The sequence below is a fragment of the Cupriavidus sp. 2TAF22 genome (assembly GCF_052115045.1).
GTDB lineage: Bacteria > Pseudomonadota > Gammaproteobacteria > Burkholderiales > Burkholderiaceae > Cupriavidus.
Window position 1 is genome coordinate 144158 of record NZ_JBFRFX010000016.1, and the last position, 16053, is coordinate 160210.

General features: G+C 70.3%; 13 protein-coding genes. 10 read left to right on the plus strand and 3 right to left on the minus strand.

The features are described 5' to 3' along the window. The first annotated feature begins 80 nt into the window (after positions 1–80). The 4 genes from AB4Z48_RS20745 (at position 81) to AB4Z48_RS20760 (ending at position 4348) form a co-directional block, all read left to right on the plus strand. Positions 81–1097, plus strand: a complete 1017-nt coding sequence (locus tag AB4Z48_RS20745) for an alpha-ketoacid dehydrogenase subunit beta (RefSeq protein WP_441617348.1) — start codon at positions 81–83, stop codon at positions 1095–1097. After that, positions 1097–2203, plus strand: a complete 1107-nt coding sequence (locus tag AB4Z48_RS20750) for an acetoin dehydrogenase dihydrolipoyllysine-residue acetyltransferase subunit (protein WP_441617350.1) — start codon at positions 1097–1099, stop codon at positions 2201–2203. Before AB4Z48_RS20745 ends, AB4Z48_RS20750 begins: the two co-directional genes overlap by 1 nt. Positions 2204–2321: 118 nt before the next feature. Then, on the plus strand, positions 2322–3074 hold the full coding sequence (locus AB4Z48_RS20755) for a lipoyl protein ligase domain-containing protein (protein ID WP_441617352.1): 753 nt from the start codon (positions 2322–2324) through the stop codon (positions 3072–3074). Between the two features lie 116 nt (positions 3075–3190). Further along, a complete protein-coding gene (locus AB4Z48_RS20760) occupies positions 3191–4348 on the plus strand; it encodes a CaiB/BaiF CoA transferase family protein (RefSeq protein WP_441617354.1) in 1158 nt (385 codons plus the stop codon). Between the two features lie 22 nt (positions 4349–4370). Here the strand turns inward: AB4Z48_RS20760 and AB4Z48_RS20765 are convergent, their stop codons facing one another. Continuing rightward, positions 4371–4694: an antibiotic biosynthesis monooxygenase family protein gene (locus AB4Z48_RS20765; protein WP_441617356.1), complete on the minus strand. Its 324-nt coding sequence runs from the start codon at positions 4692–4694 to the stop codon at positions 4371–4373. A 340-nt stretch (positions 4695–5034) separates the two neighbouring features. Between AB4Z48_RS20765 and AB4Z48_RS20770 the strand changes: the two genes are divergently transcribed. Next, positions 5035–6501: an MmgE/PrpD family protein gene (locus AB4Z48_RS20770; protein WP_441617358.1), complete on the plus strand. Its 1467-nt coding sequence runs from the start codon at positions 5035–5037 to the stop codon at positions 6499–6501. Positions 6502–6526: 25 nt separating this feature from the next. Here AB4Z48_RS20770 and AB4Z48_RS20775 read toward each other — a convergent pair whose 3' ends face one another. Beyond that, the gene (locus AB4Z48_RS20775) at positions 6527–7666 is read right to left on the minus strand and encodes an FUSC family protein (protein ID WP_441617360.1); all 1140 of its coding nucleotides are present in this window, start codon (positions 7664–7666) and stop codon (positions 6527–6529) included. A gap of 104 nt (positions 7667–7770) precedes the next feature. After that, positions 7771–8556: an AraC family transcriptional regulator gene (locus AB4Z48_RS20780; RefSeq protein ID WP_441617361.1), complete on the minus strand. Its 786-nt coding sequence runs from the start codon at positions 8554–8556 to the stop codon at positions 7771–7773. A gap of 133 nt (positions 8557–8689) precedes the next feature. On the opposite strand from AB4Z48_RS20780, the gene AB4Z48_RS20785 reads away from it, so the two are divergent. The 5 genes from AB4Z48_RS20785 to AB4Z48_RS20805 all read left to right on the plus strand — a co-directional run bounded on the left by AB4Z48_RS20785 (position 8690) and on the right by AB4Z48_RS20805 (position 15521). Next, positions 8690–10162 (plus strand): SLC13 family permease, encoded by a 1473-nt coding sequence (locus AB4Z48_RS20785; protein WP_441617363.1) that lies wholly within the window; start codon positions 8690–8692, stop codon positions 10160–10162. 108 nt (positions 10163–10270) lie between these two features. Beyond that, on the plus strand, positions 10271–11500 hold the full coding sequence (locus AB4Z48_RS20790; RefSeq protein WP_441617365.1) for an MFS transporter: 1230 nt from the start codon (positions 10271–10273) through the stop codon (positions 11498–11500). Between the two features lie 296 nt (positions 11501–11796). Continuing rightward, on the plus strand, positions 11797–12837 hold the full coding sequence (locus AB4Z48_RS20795) for a DUF535 family protein (RefSeq protein ID WP_441617367.1): 1041 nt from the start codon (positions 11797–11799) through the stop codon (positions 12835–12837). A 202-nt stretch (positions 12838–13039) separates the two neighbouring features. Then, the gene (locus tag AB4Z48_RS20800; RefSeq protein ID WP_441617369.1) at positions 13040–13852 is read left to right on the plus strand and encodes a GntR family transcriptional regulator; all 813 of its coding nucleotides are present in this window, start codon (positions 13040–13042) and stop codon (positions 13850–13852) included. 130 nt (positions 13853–13982) lie between these two features. Continuing rightward, entirely contained in the window at positions 13983–15521 is a 1539-nt protein-coding gene (locus AB4Z48_RS20805; RefSeq protein ID WP_441617385.1) for an acetolactate synthase large subunit, read from the plus strand. The last annotated feature ends 532 nt before the right edge of the window (positions 15522–16053 follow it).

The following is a 16053-nucleotide window of genomic DNA, read 5'->3' on the forward strand; positions in this document are numbered from 1 at the left end:
CGCGGCGCACCGCAGACCGGACCGCACGAACAGCACGAACAGCACGAACAGCACGAACAGCACGAACAGGAGACCAAACCATGTCCCGCAAACTCAGCATGAAGCTGGCGATCAACGAGGCGATCGACCAGGAAATGACCCGTGACCCGAGCGTGATCATGCTCGGCGAGGATATCGTCGGCGGCGCCGGCGCGGACGGCGAGAAAGACGCCTGGGGCGGCGTGCTCGGCGTCACCAAGGGCCTCTACGCCAAGCACGGCGACCGCCTGCTGGACACGCCGCTGTCCGAGTCCGCCTACGTGGGCGCGGCCATCGGCGCGGCGGCCTGCGGCATGCGCCCGATCGCGGAGTTGATGTTCATCGACTTCATGGGTGTGTGCTTCGACCAGATCTTCAACCAGGCGGCCAAGTTCCGCTATATGTTCGGCGGCAAGGCCGAGACCCCGGTGGTGATCCGCGCCATGGTGGGCGCGGGCTTCCGCGCGGCGGCCCAGCACAGCCAGATGCTCACGCCGCTGTTTACGCATATCCCCGGGCTCAAGGTGGTGTGCCCGTCCACGCCGTACGACACCAAGGGTTTGCTGATCCAGGCCATCCGCGACAACGACCCGGTGATCTTCTGCGAGCACAAGAACCTGTACGGCTTCGAAGGCGAGGTGCCTGAGAACTCGTATGCGATCCCGTTCGGCGAAGCCAATATCGTGCGCGACGGCAAGGACGTGTCCATCGTCACCTACGGGCTGATGGTGCACCGCGCGCTGGAAGCCGCCGCCACGCTGGCCAAGGAAGGCATCGAGGCCGAGGTGGTGGACCTGCGCACGCTCTCGCCGCTCGATATCGACACCGTGCTGGAGACCGTGGAAAACACCGGCCGCCTGGTGGTGGTGGACGAAGCCAGCCCGCGCTGCAATATCGCCACCGACATCGCCGCCCAGGTCGCGCAGCAGGCCTTCGGCGCGCTCAAGGCCGGCATCGAGATGGTGTGCCCGCCGCACACGCCGGTGCCGTTCTCGCCCGCGCTGGAAGACCTCTACATCCCCAGCGCGGCGCAGATCGCCGATGCCGCGCGCAAGACCGTGAAAGGAGGGAAACACTGATGGCCGAGATCACCCCGATCGTCATGCCCAAATGGGGCCTGTCGATGAAAGAAGGCACCGTCAACGACTGGCTGGTGGAAGAGGGCGCGCAGATCACCGTGGGCATGCCCATCCTCGACGTGGAGACCGACAAGATCGCCAACGCGGTGGAAGCGCCCGACGCCGGCACGCTGCGCCGCAAGGTGGCGGCGGTGGGCGATGTGCTGCCGGTGAAGGCCCTGCTCGGCGTGCTGGCGCCCGCCGGGGTCAGCAACGCGGAGATCGATGCCTACGTGGCCGCCTACGAGACCCCGGCGGCGGATGAGGACGATGACGCTGCCGCGGCGGCCGCCTATCAGTTCATCGATATCGACGGCATCCGCGTGCGCTACGCGAAGCGCGGCGAGGGCGCCGAGACCGTGCTCTTCCTGCACGGCTTCGGCGGCGACCTGGACGCGTGGCTGTTCAATCTCGATGCGGTGGCCGGCACCCATACCGTGGTGGCGCTGGACTTGCCCGCGCATGGCCAGTCCACGCCGCGGCTGCCCGGCACCACGCTGGCCGCGCTGGCGGGCTTTGTCGCCCAGTTCATGGATGCGCTGGATATCGGCCAGGCCCACCTGGTGGGCCATTCGATGGGCGGCGGCGTAGCTACGCAACTGGCGGTGGACGCGCCGCAGCGGGTGCGCTCGCTGGCGCTGATCTCGCCGGTCGGCTTCGGCGACGAGATCAACAATGGCTACACCGAAGGCTTCGTCAGCGCGCAGTCACGGCGCGATCTCAAGCCGGTGGTGGAGCAACTGTTCGCCGATACCGGGCTGGTCAGCCGCCAGATGCTGGACGACCTGCTGAAGTACAAGCGCCTGGACGGCGTGACGCAGGCGCTGGCGAGCCTGGGCGCGAGCCTGTTCGGTGGCGGCCGGCAGACGGAGCAGCCGGGGCGCAAGCTCGGCGGCAAGCCGGTGCTGGTGGTGTGGGGGGCGCAGGACCGCATCGTGCCGGCCTCGCATGCGCGCAACGCGCCGGCGCACGCTACCGTCAAGGTCTTCGACGACACCGGGCATATGAGTCAGATGGAGCGGGCCAATGAGTTCAATGCCTTGCTGAAGGCGCACCTGGGAGGGTGAAGCCTGGGGTTGGGTCCGGGCGCGGCCGCCGTGGCAGCGCCTGGCCATCTTTGTATCTCGGCGGGGACGTGGCAGTATTGGCCGGCGGTACTTGTGCAACGTCGTCACGATGCAACCCATGTCCTTCGCCTACCTCACTCCCGACCCCACCGATCCCGATCCGCTGCGCGCCGAGCAGGCCATGCTCGAACAGGCCGCCGCCGGCCGCTGGCTGGCGCACCTTTGGCAGGCACCGGTGTCGCTGGTGGTGCCGCGCAGCTACCTGCGCCACGCGCAACTCGAGGCCGGGCGCAGCGCCTTTGCCGCGCGCGGCTGCCCGGTGTGGCTGCGGCTGTCCGGCGGCGGACTGGTGCCGCAGGGTCCGGGCATCCTCAACCTGAGCCTGGCCTATCCGGTGCGCGGCGGYGCCGGCACGCATGCCGAGGCGGTCTACCTGCACCTGTGCGAAGTGCTGGCCGGCGCGCTGGCGCAGCTCGGGCTGCGCACGCACTGGCAGGCCGTGGACGGCTCCTTTTGCGACGGCCGCTTCAACCTGGCCTGGGGCCCGGCCGCGGACGCGCGCAAGATTGCCGGCACGGCGCAGTACTGGCGCCGCGTGGCCGGCGCGGCCGATGCGAGCCTGCACGTGGTGCTGGCCCACGCCGTGCTGCTGGTCAGTGCCGACCCGGAAGAGATCAACCAGCGCGCCAACGCGTTCGAGGCCGCCATCGGCAGCGGGCGCCAGTACCGTGCCGACAAGGTGGTGAGCGTGGCCGGCGCGCTGGCGCAGGACGGGCTCGCCGTGCCCGCCGGGCTGCCGGAACTGACCGCGGATGCGCTGCGGCACGCGCTTCGCGCCAACCCCCCGGCTTTCGCCGTGCCCGGCGTCTGACGTCACCGACAGCCCGATTCGTCGCTATTGACGATTCGCCCGCCCGGCGCCCGTGGCAAACTGCCCGCCAAGGCACATCCGGGGCGCACCCGGACACAGACAACCGGAGACAGGATATGGCGGGACCCTTGGCAGGACTGAAGGTGGTGGAGATGGTAGGGATCGGCCCGGCGCCGTTCTGCGCGATGATGCTGGCCGACCAGGGCGCCGAGGTGATCCGCATCGACCGGCCCAGGCCCGCCGCCGCGGGCGAGCCGGCCGCCACCAGCGCCGGCCGCGCGCGCTGCGACGTGACCGCGCGCGGCAAGCGCTCGCTGGCCATCGACCTGCGCAAGCCCGGCGCGGCGCAGGTGGTGCTGGACCTGATCGCGAAAGCCGACGTGCTGATCGAAGGCTTCCGCCCCGGCGTGATGGAGCGCCTGGGCCTGGGCCCCGAGCCCTGCCTGGCGCGCAACCCGGCGCTGGTGTACGGCCGCATGACGGGCTGGGGCCAGTACGGGCCGCTGTCGCAGGCCGCCGGCCACGATATCAACTACATCGCCATTGCGGGCGCCCTCCACGCCATCGGCCGTGCGGGCGAGCCGCCCGCGGTGCCGCTCAACTATGTCGGCGATTTCGGCGGCGGCGGCATGCTGCTGGCGTTCGGCGTGATGTGCGCGCTCAACGAGGCGCGCCAGTCCGGCAAGGGGCAGGTGGTGGACGCCGCCATGACCGACGGCACCGCGCTGCTCGGCGCCATGATGTACGGCTTCAAGGCCGCCGGCCGCTGGACCAACAAGCGCGGCGACAACCTGCTCGATGGCGCGGCGCATTTCTACGACACCTATGCCTGCGCCGACGGCAAGTACGTGGCGGTGGGCGCCATCGAGCCGCAGTTCTACGCGCTGTTGCGCGAGCGCTGCGGCCTGGACGACCCGGCCTTCGATGCGCAGCTGGACAAACGCCAGTGGCCCGCGCTCAAGGCCCGCATGACAGAAATGTTCCTCACGCGCACGCGCGACGAATGGTGCGAATTGCTCGAAGGCAGCGATGCCTGCTTCGCGCCGATCCTGGACTGGGACGAAGCTCCCGCACACCCGCACAACCGCGCGCGCGAGACTTTCCTGGAGATCGAGGGGGTGGTACAGCCGGCGCCGGCACCGCGCTTTAGCCGCACGCCGGCCGGCGTGCCCCGGGCGCCGGTCGAGGCTGGCGCGGATAGCGAGGCGATCCTGCGTGAATGGGGTGTGGACGCGGGCGTCGTTGCCGCGCTGCGGCGGGACGGGAGCATTTGAGCCTGGGGTTGGCCGCGGCGCCTCAGGGCCGCGCGAACTCGTAGTCGCGCTCGACCTTGCAGATGCGCGTCTTGTACGCCTCGTACCAGCGTTCGCGGCCGAGCTTCTGCGCCATCAGGTGCGCGGCGTCGCGCTTCCATGCGGCGATCGCTTCGAGGCTCTCCCAGTACGACACCGTGATGCCGATTTCCTCGCGCGCCGACTCGACGCCGAGAAAGCCGGGCTGCTGCGATGCGGAGGCTTCCATCGCGTCGGCCATGGCGCCGTAGCCGCCGTCGGCATCGGTGCGGATGGAGGTGAAGATCACTGCGTAGTAGGGCGTGGCTTTGGTGTCTGCGATGGGCATCGGGGGCCTCGTATCGTGGGGTCAGGGCGCTGACTGGCCGATTCTATCAAGCACGCCGCGGTGCCGGTGCGTCCCGTTAGCGCACCGCTTCCGGCTTTTCCTCCCTTCCGCGTTCCGCGTTCCGTTTCCTTTCCCTCCGCCACGCCGGAGCGGAATGCCCGCGCGCGGCCGTGCCCAGGCATCGGCGCAAAAAAATCGCTTGCAAGGCAGGAACTGTTGTACCTAGAATATAAACACATAACAACGGTTACTGTGCTGGACGGACACGGCCAGCGCAAGCTTGGTCCGTTCCCGTCACCCGCTCCGTCCAACACGCTCCGTGCAACCACTCCGCCCTGCCATGTCCCAACAGCAATCACAACCGCAACCGCAGTCCCAGGCCCAGGCCCAGGCCCAGGCCCCCACCGATCCGGCCGGCCCCACCGGCCGGCTCGCGCTCTGGCTCGCCGGCTTCGACCTGGCGCATGCACCGGAGAAGGCCCGCGAGCGCGCCAAGGCGCTGACGCTGGACGGCATCGCCTGCGCCATCGTCGGCGCCCGGCTGCCGTGGTCGCGCACCGCGGTGGAAATCGTGCGCAAGACCGAAGGCCAGGGCAGCCACACCATCGTGGGCTGGGGCGCGGGCACCAGCGCGCCGGGCGCGGCGCTGCTTAACGGCACCTTCATCCAGGGCTTCGAGCTCGACGACTATCATCCGCTAGGCCCGCTGCACAGCGCCTCGCTGGTGTTGCCGGCGCTATGGGCGGCGGCAGCCGGCGAGCAACGCGTGAGCGGCCGCGAATTCCTGCAGGCGGCCCTGGCCGGCTACGAGGTCGGGCCGCGCGTGGGCATGGCGCTGCACGGCGGGCAGATGCTCTCGCGCGGCTGGCATTCCGGCTCGGTGTTCGGCACGCACGCGGCGGCCGCCGCGGTGGGCAAGCTGCTGGGACTGGACGCCGCCCGCTTCGAGGATGCGCTGGGGCTGGCGGGCACGCAGTCGGCCGGGCTGATGGCTGCGCAGTACGAGGCCATGTGCAAGCGCATGCACCACGGCTTTTCCGCGCGCAACGGCTTCTATGCGGCGGTGCTGGCGGCGGGCGGCTACACGGGCATCAAGCGCGTGTTCGAGCGGGAGTACGGCGGCTTTCTCTCCACCTTCGGCGAAGGGCATGCGCCCGATGCGTCGCAGATCACCGATGGCCTGGGCGAGCGCTGGGAAGTCGAGCGCATCGTGATCAAGCCATATGCGGCCATGGGCGGCATCCACGCGCCGCTGGACGCGCTGTTCGACGTGGGCGCGCAGCGCGCGCTGCGCGCGGAGCAGATCGCGCGCATCGAGGTCGACGTGTCGCACGCCGTCTACCACCACGGCTGGTGGGTGCCGGAGCGCCCGCTCACGCCGATCGGCGCGCAGATGAACATCGGCTACGCGCTGGCGGTGGCGGTGCTCGACGGCGCCGCGCTGGTGCCGCAGTTCGCTCCTTCGCGCATCGACGCCGACGATGTCTGGGCGCTGCTGCCGCGCATCGCGGTCAGGCACGATCCCGGGTTCGACGCCGGCGGCCAGCATGGCCGCGGGCGCGTGCGCCTGGCGGTCACCTTCACGGACGGTCAGCGCATCGAGATCAACCGGCAGATGTCGCGCGCCATCGAGTCGCCGCAGTCCAATGCCGAGGTGGCGATGAAGTACCGCGCGCTGACCGGCGGCCTGATCGATGCAAAGCGCCAGTCCGACATCGAAGCCATGGTGATGAACCTCGAACAGCTGGACGATGTGCGCGAGTTGCTGGCCCTGCTGGCGCCGCCGGTGAAGAGCGCCTTCGAGTAAGGACCGGGCGGCTCGCTGCCCGCGCTCAACCTGGCGAGGTTCGGCTGAGCGGCTTCGCCAGCAGGCGCAGCGCAACGCCGTCGGCGAGGATGACAAGGGCGGCGCCGATCACGGTCGCCGCCACGCGGTCGGCCAGCATGCCGCTCATGGCCCCGGCCGTGGACGCATTGCCCGCGCCCGTGATCAGCACCATCAGCGGCGTCATCGCCGCCGAGTAGGCGAGGTAGTTGCGGCTGCGCAGCAGGGGCCGCATGCCGGCCAGCCAGCCGGCGTTGACGGCGATGACCCAGGCCGGCAGCTGGTGGCCGAGCAGCAGGGCGGCCAGCAGCACACCCAGCACGGTGCCGCCTACGCGCTGCGTGGTCTTGAGCGAAGGCAGTCCGGGCTGGCGCTGGATCAGCAGGGCCACCGTCAGCGCGATCCAGTCGAAGTGATGGCCGGGAAACAGCCAGCGCAGCGCGGCGGCTGCGGCGAGCGCGAAGGCCAGCCGCAGCGGGTACTGCCAGCCCGCCCATGACGCCATCGTGCGTTGCCAGCGCCGCCAGCGCTGCGCCGTGGTCGGCCCGGGCGCGGCCGCTTCCACCGGTTCCGTTGCTTGCGCCGTTTGCGCCGCGGCCGCTGGCTGGCCCGCGCGCATCCAGGGCCCCAGCAGCATCAGCAACAGGCAGGTCCAGAGCGCGCCGGCCAGCGCGAGCAGCAGGAAGCCGCCGCGGTGCGGCGCCGCGCCTGCGCTATTGGCGGCGATGACCAGGAACAGCAGCAAGCGCGTCGAGGCAACGGCGAGCGGGCGGCTATAGGCCCCGATGGCAGCGGCCGCGACGGCGAGCAGGATGACGATGGCGTCGCTGGCCGCGCCATGGCCGGAGCAGGCCGCGGCAACGGCCGCCGCCGCAGCGAACGGCGCCAGCAACGCGGCCAGTTCGCGCGCCTGGGCGCCGGCGCTGCGGGCCATCTCCGCTTCGCTGCCCGGCGCGGCCGGCGTGGTGCCGGAACCGATGGCCAGGCTGCCAAGCGCCGCGGCAAGGCCGAGGGGCTGGTGCCCCATGGCGCCGGCCAGCAGCAGCGGTGCGGCCATGCCCAGGCCGGCGGCCAGCATCTCGCCGGCATGTGCCTGCGGACCGGCGGACCAGTGGATGGCGCGTCCCAGATGTGTTTTCTCGCCCAAAGGCTGCCTCCGCGAGCTTGGCCGCATACGTTGATACGCAGGCGAATCTACCCGGTTTCGGTGGCGCGCGTCCATGCCCGGCTGCCGTCCCCTGGCGGTCCCGTCTACGCTTCGGCCCGGTGCGCGAGGAAGTCGCGCGGTGCCTGTCCCAGGGCGCGGCGGAACATGGTGGAGAAGGCCCCGGCATTGGCGTAGCCGGTTTCCGCCGCCACATGGGCCAGCGGCTTGCCACGGCTCATCAGGTCGACCGCGTGGGCCAGGCGCAGCTGCTGGCGCCAGGCCGCGAAGCTGGTGTGCAGCTCGGTGCGGAACAGGCGCGCCAGCGTGCGCTCGCTGGCGCCTGTGTGCGCCGCCCATTGCGCCAGGCTCAGGGCCGAGCCGGGGGCTTCCATCAGCGCATCGCACAGCGCCTTGAGGCGTCGGTCGGTGGGCAGCGCCAGCCCTGGCCACAGGGTGGGCGCCACCCGCAGTTCCTCGAGCAGAAGTTCGGCGCTGAGCTGGCGCCGGCGCGGCGAGAGCCGGGCGGCATCGGCCAGCGTGACCAGCAACTGGCGCATCAGCGCCGACACCTCCAGCACCGTGCAGGTGGACAACGACAGCGGCGACGCCGCCGGCAGCACATAGCAGGCATGCAGCGCGGCGTCGCCCAGCGTGACTACCTCGTGCTCAACGTCCGGCGGGATCCATACCGCGCGCATGGCCGGCACCACCCAGGTGGTGCCGGCCGCGGTCACGCGCATGCTGCCGCGCAGCGGCAAGGAGACCTGGCCCCACGCATGCCGGTGGCGGCGAATGATCGCATTGGGTGGCGGCAGGCGCAGGTGCACGATGACCGGTTGTTCGGCGGTGGGCTCGGTCAGCGGTATGGGCTGGTAAGTCGGACGTGGCATGCGGGGCGAAGTGATGGAACCGGATTGCCGATGGTGGCTGGAATTCGTAAGAACTTGCCCGGAAAGTGTAACCCGGCCACGGCGCATCGCCCTAGCATGGCGCACATCCCAAGGCACCCCGGAGTTCGCCCCCATGAGCCATACCAGCCCCCAGCCAGGCTATCCCGCGGCCGGCGCAGCCGCCGCGGCCCCGCCGAAGCCCGCGCCCAGCCCGCCGCAAGCCGGCAATCTCTCCGACAGCGCGCGCGCCGCCGCCGTCATTGCCGTATGCGTCACCGCGGTCTGGCTGGCGGGGCACGCCCTCGGCGCGCCCGGCCCGCTTGTCCTGGCGGCGGCGCTGGTGCTGTCCACGGTGTGCTGCTGGGCGCTCGGCGTGCTGCCCGAGCCCACCACTACGCTGCTGTTCTTCCTGTGCGCCATCCTGCTGCACGTGGCGCCGCCCCCGGTGGTGTTCTCCGGCTTTACTTCCACCGCCTGGTGGCTGATGTTCGGCGGCGCCGTGACCGGCGTGGCCTTGCGCCAGACCGGGCTGGCGCAGCGCCTGGCGGCGATCATCTTCCGCGGGCGGGTGGGCAGCTACCGGCAGGTGATCGCCACCGTGGCGCTGAGCGCGGTCGGGCTGGCCTTCCTGATGCCGTCGACCACCGGGCGGGTGCTGCTGTTGATGCCCATCGTGCTGGCGCTGGCCGACCGCCTGGGCTATGGCCCCGGCTCCAACGGCCGCATCGGCATGGTGCTCACGGTGGCCGCGGCCAGCTATATGCCGCCGACCACCATCCTGCCGGCCAATATCCCCAATAGCGTGCTGCTCGGCGCGGCGAGTTCGCTGTACGGCGTGAACCTGAGCTACGGCAGCTATCTCTTGCTGCATTTCCCCATCCTCGGCGCGCTCAAGACCGTGCTGCTGGTGTGGCTGGTGTGTCGGCTGTTCCCGGAGAAGGGGCAGCTCGCCGCGCTGCCGCCCCAGGACCTGGGCACGCCGGGCCGGCAGGAGACCGTGCTGGCGGCGATCCTGGCGCTGGCCGTGGCCGGGTTTGCCACCGATGCGCTGCACGGTATCTCGCCTGCCTGGATTTCGCTGGCGGCCTGCATCGTGTGCCTGCTGCCGGGCGTGGGGCTGGTGTCGCCGCGCATGCTGGCCGAGCAGGTGCACCTGACGCCGCTGATCTATGTAGCCGGCTTCCTCGGCCTGGGTGCGGTGGTGGAGTCGACCGGGCTGGGCACGGCCATCAGCAAGGCCTTGCTGCAGTGGCTGCCGTTGTCGCCGGGACATAACGCCGCGAATGTGGCGGCGCTCGGCGCGGTGGGCGCGGCCCTGGGGCTGGTGACCACGCTGCCGGGCCTGCCGGCGGTGCTGACGCCGCTGGCCAGGGAGCTGGCGCAGGCCACCGGCCTGCCGCTGGAAACCGTGCTGATGCTGCAGGTGCCGGTCTTTTCCACGGTGTTCTTTCCTTACCAGTCGCCGCCCATCGTGATCGCCATGCAGCTTGGCGGGGTGGGGCTGCGCGCAGGCACCCGGTTGTGCCTGGCGCTGGCCGTGCCGACCTTGCTGGTGCTGATGCCGCTGGACTATGTCTGGTGGCGGCTGCTGGGCTACCTGCCGTGAGCCGGGCCGCCGCCTGCAAGCTTGCGCCATCTGAGGCATGATCACGCCCTTCGACCTCTGGTTAACCCGTATCGGGCGCCGGCCGAGGTCAGCTGCAGGAATACGATCATGACGACAAGAGCGGACTGCGCGGCGACAGCGCAGGCGGGCCCCGTGGGCGGCGCGAGCTGGATGACGCTGCTGCTGGCGACCGCCTGCGGCCTGATCGTGGCCAATCTGTACTACGCCCAGCCGCTGGTCGGCCCGATCGGCCATGCGCTGGGGCTGTCGCCGCAGGCCGCCGGCCTGATCGTGACCGTGATCCAGGCCGGCTACGGCGTCGGCCTGCTGCTGATCGTGCCACTGGGCGACATCATCGAAAACCGCCGGCTGATCTGCACGCTGCTGGCGGCCAGCGCGGTGGCGCTGGCCGCCGCGGCCCTGGCCGGCCATGCCGGCGTGTTCCTGGCGGCGGCCGTGTGCATCGGGCTCAGCTCGGTGGCGGCCCAGGTGCTGGTGCCGTTCGCCGCGCACCTGGCACCCGAGCATGCGCGCGGCCAGGTGGTGGGCAATGCGATGAGCGGGCTGATGCTCGGCATCATGCTGGCGCGGCCGGTGTCCAGCCTGGTCACCGACCTGTGGGGCTGGCATGCCATCTTCGCCGGCTCGGCCGTGGGCATGGCCGTACTGACGACGGTGCTGGCGCGCCTGCTGCCGGACCGCCGCCCGGCGCCGGCGGTGCGCTACGGCGCGCTGCTGGCTTCGATGTGGGAGCTGCTGCGCAGCCAGCCGGTGCTGCGCCGGCGGGCTGCCTATCAGGCGTGCATGTTCGGCGCCTTCAGCCTGTTCTGGACCACCGTGCCGCTGTGGCTGGCCGGGCCCGGATTCGGCATGAGCCAGAAGGGCATCGCCCTGTTCGCACTGGCGGGCGTGGCCGGCGCCGTGGCGGCGCCGCTCGCCGGACGCGCGGCCGATCGCGGACTCGGTCGCCGCATGACCGCGCTGGCCATGGCGCTGGCGGCTGGCGCCTTCCTGCTGGGCATGGCCGGCACGCCGGGATCGACGCCGGCGCTGGCGGCACTGACCCTGGCTGCCATCACGCTGGACTTCGGCGTGGCCGCCAACCTGGTGGTCGGCCAGCGCGCCATCTTCGCGCTCGGCGGCACCATCCGCAGCCGGCTCAACGGCATCTTCATGGCGATCTTCTTCACGGGTGGCGCCGTTGCTTCCGCGCTGGGTGCCTGGGCGTTCGCCTACGGCGGCTGGGCGCTGACCAGCTGGATCGGGTTCGGGCTGCCGGTGCTGGCGGCTTTGTATTTCGCCACGGAGCGGCAACAAGGGCCGGCGGCGCACCGCTGAGTCGCGGCCAGCGAGCCCCCCGCATCCCGGAAGGTCTCCCCGGAGGTCCCGAGAGACCCCCAGCCGGCATCAGCCGGCTTTTTTTCCTTGCGGCTAAAGATTCTTCATCTCCTGGTCAACGGGACGTATTACCATCCGTTACGAATTATTACGGGATGGATACATTTGCCCGGTTCTGGCCCCTGGTCCGGATCCGGCCGTTTCGTGAAACTCGTGTCAAGGGCAGCAATCAGCATAAGACCGGATACCGGCTAGCTGCATCAGGAACAGGGGAGCATCAAGTCGTGCAGGGACCCATGTCTAGCCTTCAGTGGCTGTCGGCCATCCATGCCCGTGGTTATTTCAATAACCTCGGGCCGTTTTTCTATCTTCGCTATCTCGCTACGCTGACGGCGCTGGCGGCATTCTGCTATCCGCAACAAGGTGGCCGCTGGCGCTTCAAGCGGATAAAGCTGATTTGCCGTTCGGCATTCCGTTTCGCCGCAGTGCGCGGCTGGTTGCAGGCCGTGGAGTCGTGTGCGCTGATGCTGCGCGTGGCCGCGGCCAAGCCGGCGCTGCTGGAGCGTCCGTACCGCCCGCTGGGCGTGTCCGGACTTGGCTTTCGCGAGCGCATGGGCACGGTACTGGACCACTACCGGACCTTGAACGCGCTGGTGCCGCTGGCGCTGTGCGAGCGCATTTACGTGCAAGGCGGCCTGGAATGTGCCTTCGGCGAGGGCCGCTACGTGTTGCGCCTGGCCGATGCCGGGCCGAATCCGAAGGAAGGCGAACTGGCCTTCTACTGGCTGGACATCGCCAGCGGCACCTGCCTGAGCCAGATCAGCTTCTACCTCCGGCGGGGCAAGGATGGCGCGGAGATCTTCGTCGGCGGCCTGCAGGGCCCGATGGGCGAGAACAGCCGGGACCTCATCCGCGAGTCGACCAAGGCCTGCGACGGTCTGCGCCCCAAGGACGCCGTGATGGAAGCGCTGCTGGGCTTTGCCGCCGCGCTGGACGTGCAGCGCATCGTGGGTGTGTCCCGGGCCAATCACGTCGGGCGCCAGCGCCACACGCCGCGCGAGATCCTGTGCGACTACGAGAGTTTCTGGATGGAGTGCGGGGGCGAGGTGCTTGAGGGCGGCAACGTGGGCATACCGGTCGGATTGCCGCGCCGCGATGCGATGGAACTGCCGTCCAAGAAGCGCTCGGCCTACCGGCGCAAGCAGGCGCAGGCCGACGGCGTCCAGGCCACGGTGCAAGGCTGGCTGGCCGCGCCCGTGGCGGCGTCGGCGGTCATCCCGGCGCCCGACCTCAGGCAGGTCAGGCCGCCGCAATACGCGCAGGCGCTCGCGGCGTGAGCCACGCGGCGCCATGCCGCACGACATGGACTGCAAGCGAAGCGCGGGAGCCATCCCGCGCTTTTTTCATTTCCGGCCCCTGCTCGGCCCCGACCCCCTAGTTAACCCTAGTAGTCTAGCTTTGTAGACCTTACTAAAGTAGCTCGCTTGCAGCCACGGCTGCGCCAGCCGCCGCCGGGCCAGCCCGCGCACCCGGACGCCCATGCAGAACCCTCCGCCGAACCCGGCCTTTGCCAGCGATCTCCTCTCGCGCAGCCGCCAGCCCGTCTATCTCCAGCTTGCCACCATCTTCCGCCGCCATATCGAGAGCGGCGAATGGCGGCCGGGCGCCCGCATCCCCTCGCTGGAACAGCTCTGCCGCGAGTTCGGCGTGGCGCGCATGACGATGCACAACGCGCTGTCGCTGCTGGACGAGGAGGGCCTGCTGACCCGCGAGCGCGGGCGCGGCACTTTCGTCAAGACCGGCTACCGCGAGCGGCGCCCGCTGATGCTGCCCGTGAGCTGGGACCAGGCCGTGGCGGTAGGCGACCGCCTCGGCACCGAGGCGCTCAGCGAATCCGACGGCCTGGTGCCATTGCCCGACGAACTGGGGCTGCCATGCAGCGCCGCGCGCGCGCCGGGCTATCGCTTCCTGCGCCGGCTGCACCGTATCGAGCAACGGCCGTTCGCGCTTGGCGAGGTCTATATCGAGGCCAGCGTGTTCGCGCGCGAGCCGGAGGCCTTCCGCCAGGGCGCCTCGGTGCCGGTGCTGGACCGCTTCCCGCATCTCAAGGTGACGGCCGCCCGCCAGCGCCTGTCGATCATCGCCGCCGGCGCCGAAACCGCAGCCCGGCTGGCGTTGCCGGTGGGCGCGCCGGTGGCCGAACTGCGCCGCCATGCCTGCGTGGACGGCGTGATCGTCTACTACGCACGCATCGAATTCCCGAGCGAGTTCGTGTGCCTGGATTTCGACCTGCTCGCGCCGGGCGCGGGGGCTGCCCCGGCCTATCCGGCACGCGCTGCCACGCAACCGTGAGCGGGCCAGCAACCCGATTCCGCATCCCGATTCACATCCACATCCCCATCCAGCAACCCAACCGGAAAACAAGCAAATGCAGACTACCGAGCGCAACCAGGCGAATCATGGAGACCACGGGCAGGGCGAACTGAACGGCGCCGAGAGCCTGGTGAAGACGCTGCTGGCGTGCGGCGTGGACACCTGCTTTGCCAATCCCGGCACCAGTGAAATGCACTTCGTGGCCGCCCTCGACCGTATCCCCGGCATGCGCTGCGTGCTCGGCCTGTTCGAAGGCGTGGTCACCGGCGCGGCCGACGGCTACGCGCGCATGGCCGACAAGCCCGCGGCCACCCTGTTGCACTGCGGCCCGGGCCTGGCCAACGGCCTGGCCAACCTGCACAACGCGCGCCGCGCGCAGACCCCGGTGATCAACATCATCGGCGACCAGGCTACCTATCACCGGCCGTTCGACGCGCCGCTGACCGCCGACACCGAAGGCTGGGCGCGCCCGGTTTCGGTGTGGACCCGCACCGCCACGCACGCTGCCTCGGTCGGCGCCGATGCGGCCACCGCCGTGCAGGCGGCCTGCGCCGCGCCGGGCGGCGTGGCCAGCCTGATCCTGCCCTCGGACGTGTGCTGGGACGCCGGCGGCAAGGTGGCCGCCCCGCTGGCGCCGCTGCCGGTGCCCAAGGTCTCGCCCGACGCCGTGCAGCAGGCCGCGCGCGTGCTGCGCTCCGGCCAGCCCACGCTGATCGTGCTGGCCGGCACCGCGCTGCGCGAAGCCGCGCTGGCGGACGCCCATCGCATCGCCGCCGCCACCGACGCGCGCCTGATCACGCCGATGTCCAATGCGCGCGTGTCGCGCGGCCGTGGCCGCTTCAACGTGGACCGCGTGCCGTACTCCGGCGACGCGGCGCGCGCCAAGCTGGCCGGCATCCGCAACGTAATCCTGGTCGGCGCGCCGCCGCCCGTGACCTTCTTCGCCTACCCCGGCAAGTCGCCGCGCCCCTATCCGGAAGACGCCGAAGTCTTCGTGCTCGCCCGCCCCGAGCAGGACCTCGCCGAAGCGCTGGCGCGCCTGGCCGACGAACTTGGCGCGCCCGTCGTGGCGCTGCCGGCCTCCGTCTCCATGCACGAGATCGCCAGGGGCGCCGTGACCTCCGAAGCCGTGGCGCAGACCCTGACCGCGCTGCTGCCAGAGCAGGCCATCGTGGTGGAAGAAAGCGTGAGCTTCGGCCGCGCCTTCTATCCCGGCACCGTGCACGCCGCGCCGCACGACTGGCTGCAACTCACCGGCGGCGCCATCGGCGAAGGCCTGCCGCTGGCCACCGGCGCCGCCGTCGCCGCGCCCGGCCGCCGCGTGGTCGCGCTGCAGGCCGATGGCTCCGGCATGTACACGCTGCAATCGCTGTGGACCATGGCGCGCGAAAAGCTCGACGTGACGGTGGTGGTGCTGGCCAACCGCAAGTACGCCATCCTGCTGGGCGAACTCGCCGGTGTCGGCGCCAATCCCGGCAAGACCGCGCTCGACATGCTCGACATCGGCAACCCCGATCTCGACTGGGTGAAGCTGGCCAATGGCATGGGCGTGGAGGCTGCGCGCGCGGTGGACATGGAGGGGTTTGCGGCGCTGTTCACGGCGGCCAATGCGAAGGCGGGGCCGTTCTTGATTGAACTGGTGATTTGATTTTTCATGTTGCTGGCGCGAACCTGACTCCACGTTCGCGCCGGCGCGCTCCGGCCCTATTGCCGGACGGCGGCAGCATCTCGCCATCGCGGAAGCCAGCCGCGACGAAATCCGTGCGCTTTCTGAGTTTTCAGCCGCATGAATGGGAAACGGCCTATATACGGGGGCGCCGTTTACCTGAAGCATGGCTTGTATCGCCTTTGGCATTCCAAAGAGATCGGCCATGCCCAATCATTCCGCCCTGCGTTTCAACGTCGCCTGTGCTGGTAACTCACCGCCGCTAGCGTGCGCTCCAGCATCCGGCAGACCGCCGGACGGCGAGTTCTCCCGGTCTTTCTCGGACGCTTCGTAAGCGCACGGGAGTGACCATGCCTTCGTTCAAGTTCCCCTTCAAAGACAAGGCCGGCAAGGAGGTGCGCGACGCCGCGCTCTACTACACGGCGCTCAGCCTGGCCGACAACGGCTTCTATCCGCTGGGCCCCTCCGGCGTGCATTGCGGCATTCACTACGTCCAGGCGATGGCCAACACGCT

Excerpts from the sequence above, each read along its gene's own strand:
- AB4Z48_RS20745 (WP_441617348.1), top strand. The coding sequence starts at position 81 with ATGTCCCGCAAACTCAGCATGAAGCTGGCGATCAACGAGGCGATCGAC.
- AB4Z48_RS20750 (WP_441617350.1), top strand. The coding sequence starts at position 1,097 with ATGGCCGAGATCACCCCGATCGTCATGCCCAAATGGGGCCTGTCGATG.
- AB4Z48_RS20760 (WP_441617354.1), top strand. The coding sequence starts at position 3,191 with ATGGCGGGACCCTTGGCAGGACTGAAGGTGGTGGAGATGGTAGGGATC.
- AB4Z48_RS20765 (WP_441617356.1), bottom strand. The coding sequence starts at position 4,694 with ATGCCCATCGCAGACACCAAAGCCACGCCCTACTACGCAGTGATCTTC.
- AB4Z48_RS20770 (WP_441617358.1), top strand. The coding sequence starts at position 5,035 with ATGTCCCAACAGCAATCACAACCGCAACCGCAGTCCCAGGCCCAGGCC.
- AB4Z48_RS20780 (WP_441617361.1), bottom strand. The coding sequence starts at position 8,556 with ATGCCACGTCCGACTTACCAGCCCATACCGCTGACCGAGCCCACCGCC.
- AB4Z48_RS20785 (WP_441617363.1), top strand. The coding sequence starts at position 8,690 with ATGAGCCATACCAGCCCCCAGCCAGGCTATCCCGCGGCCGGCGCAGCC.
- AB4Z48_RS20790 (WP_441617365.1), top strand. The coding sequence starts at position 10,271 with ATGACGACAAGAGCGGACTGCGCGGCGACAGCGCAGGCGGGCCCCGTG.
- AB4Z48_RS20795 (WP_441617367.1), top strand. The coding sequence starts at position 11,797 with ATGTCTAGCCTTCAGTGGCTGTCGGCCATCCATGCCCGTGGTTATTTC.
- AB4Z48_RS20800 (WP_441617369.1), top strand. The coding sequence starts at position 13,040 with ATGCAGAACCCTCCGCCGAACCCGGCCTTTGCCAGCGATCTCCTCTCG.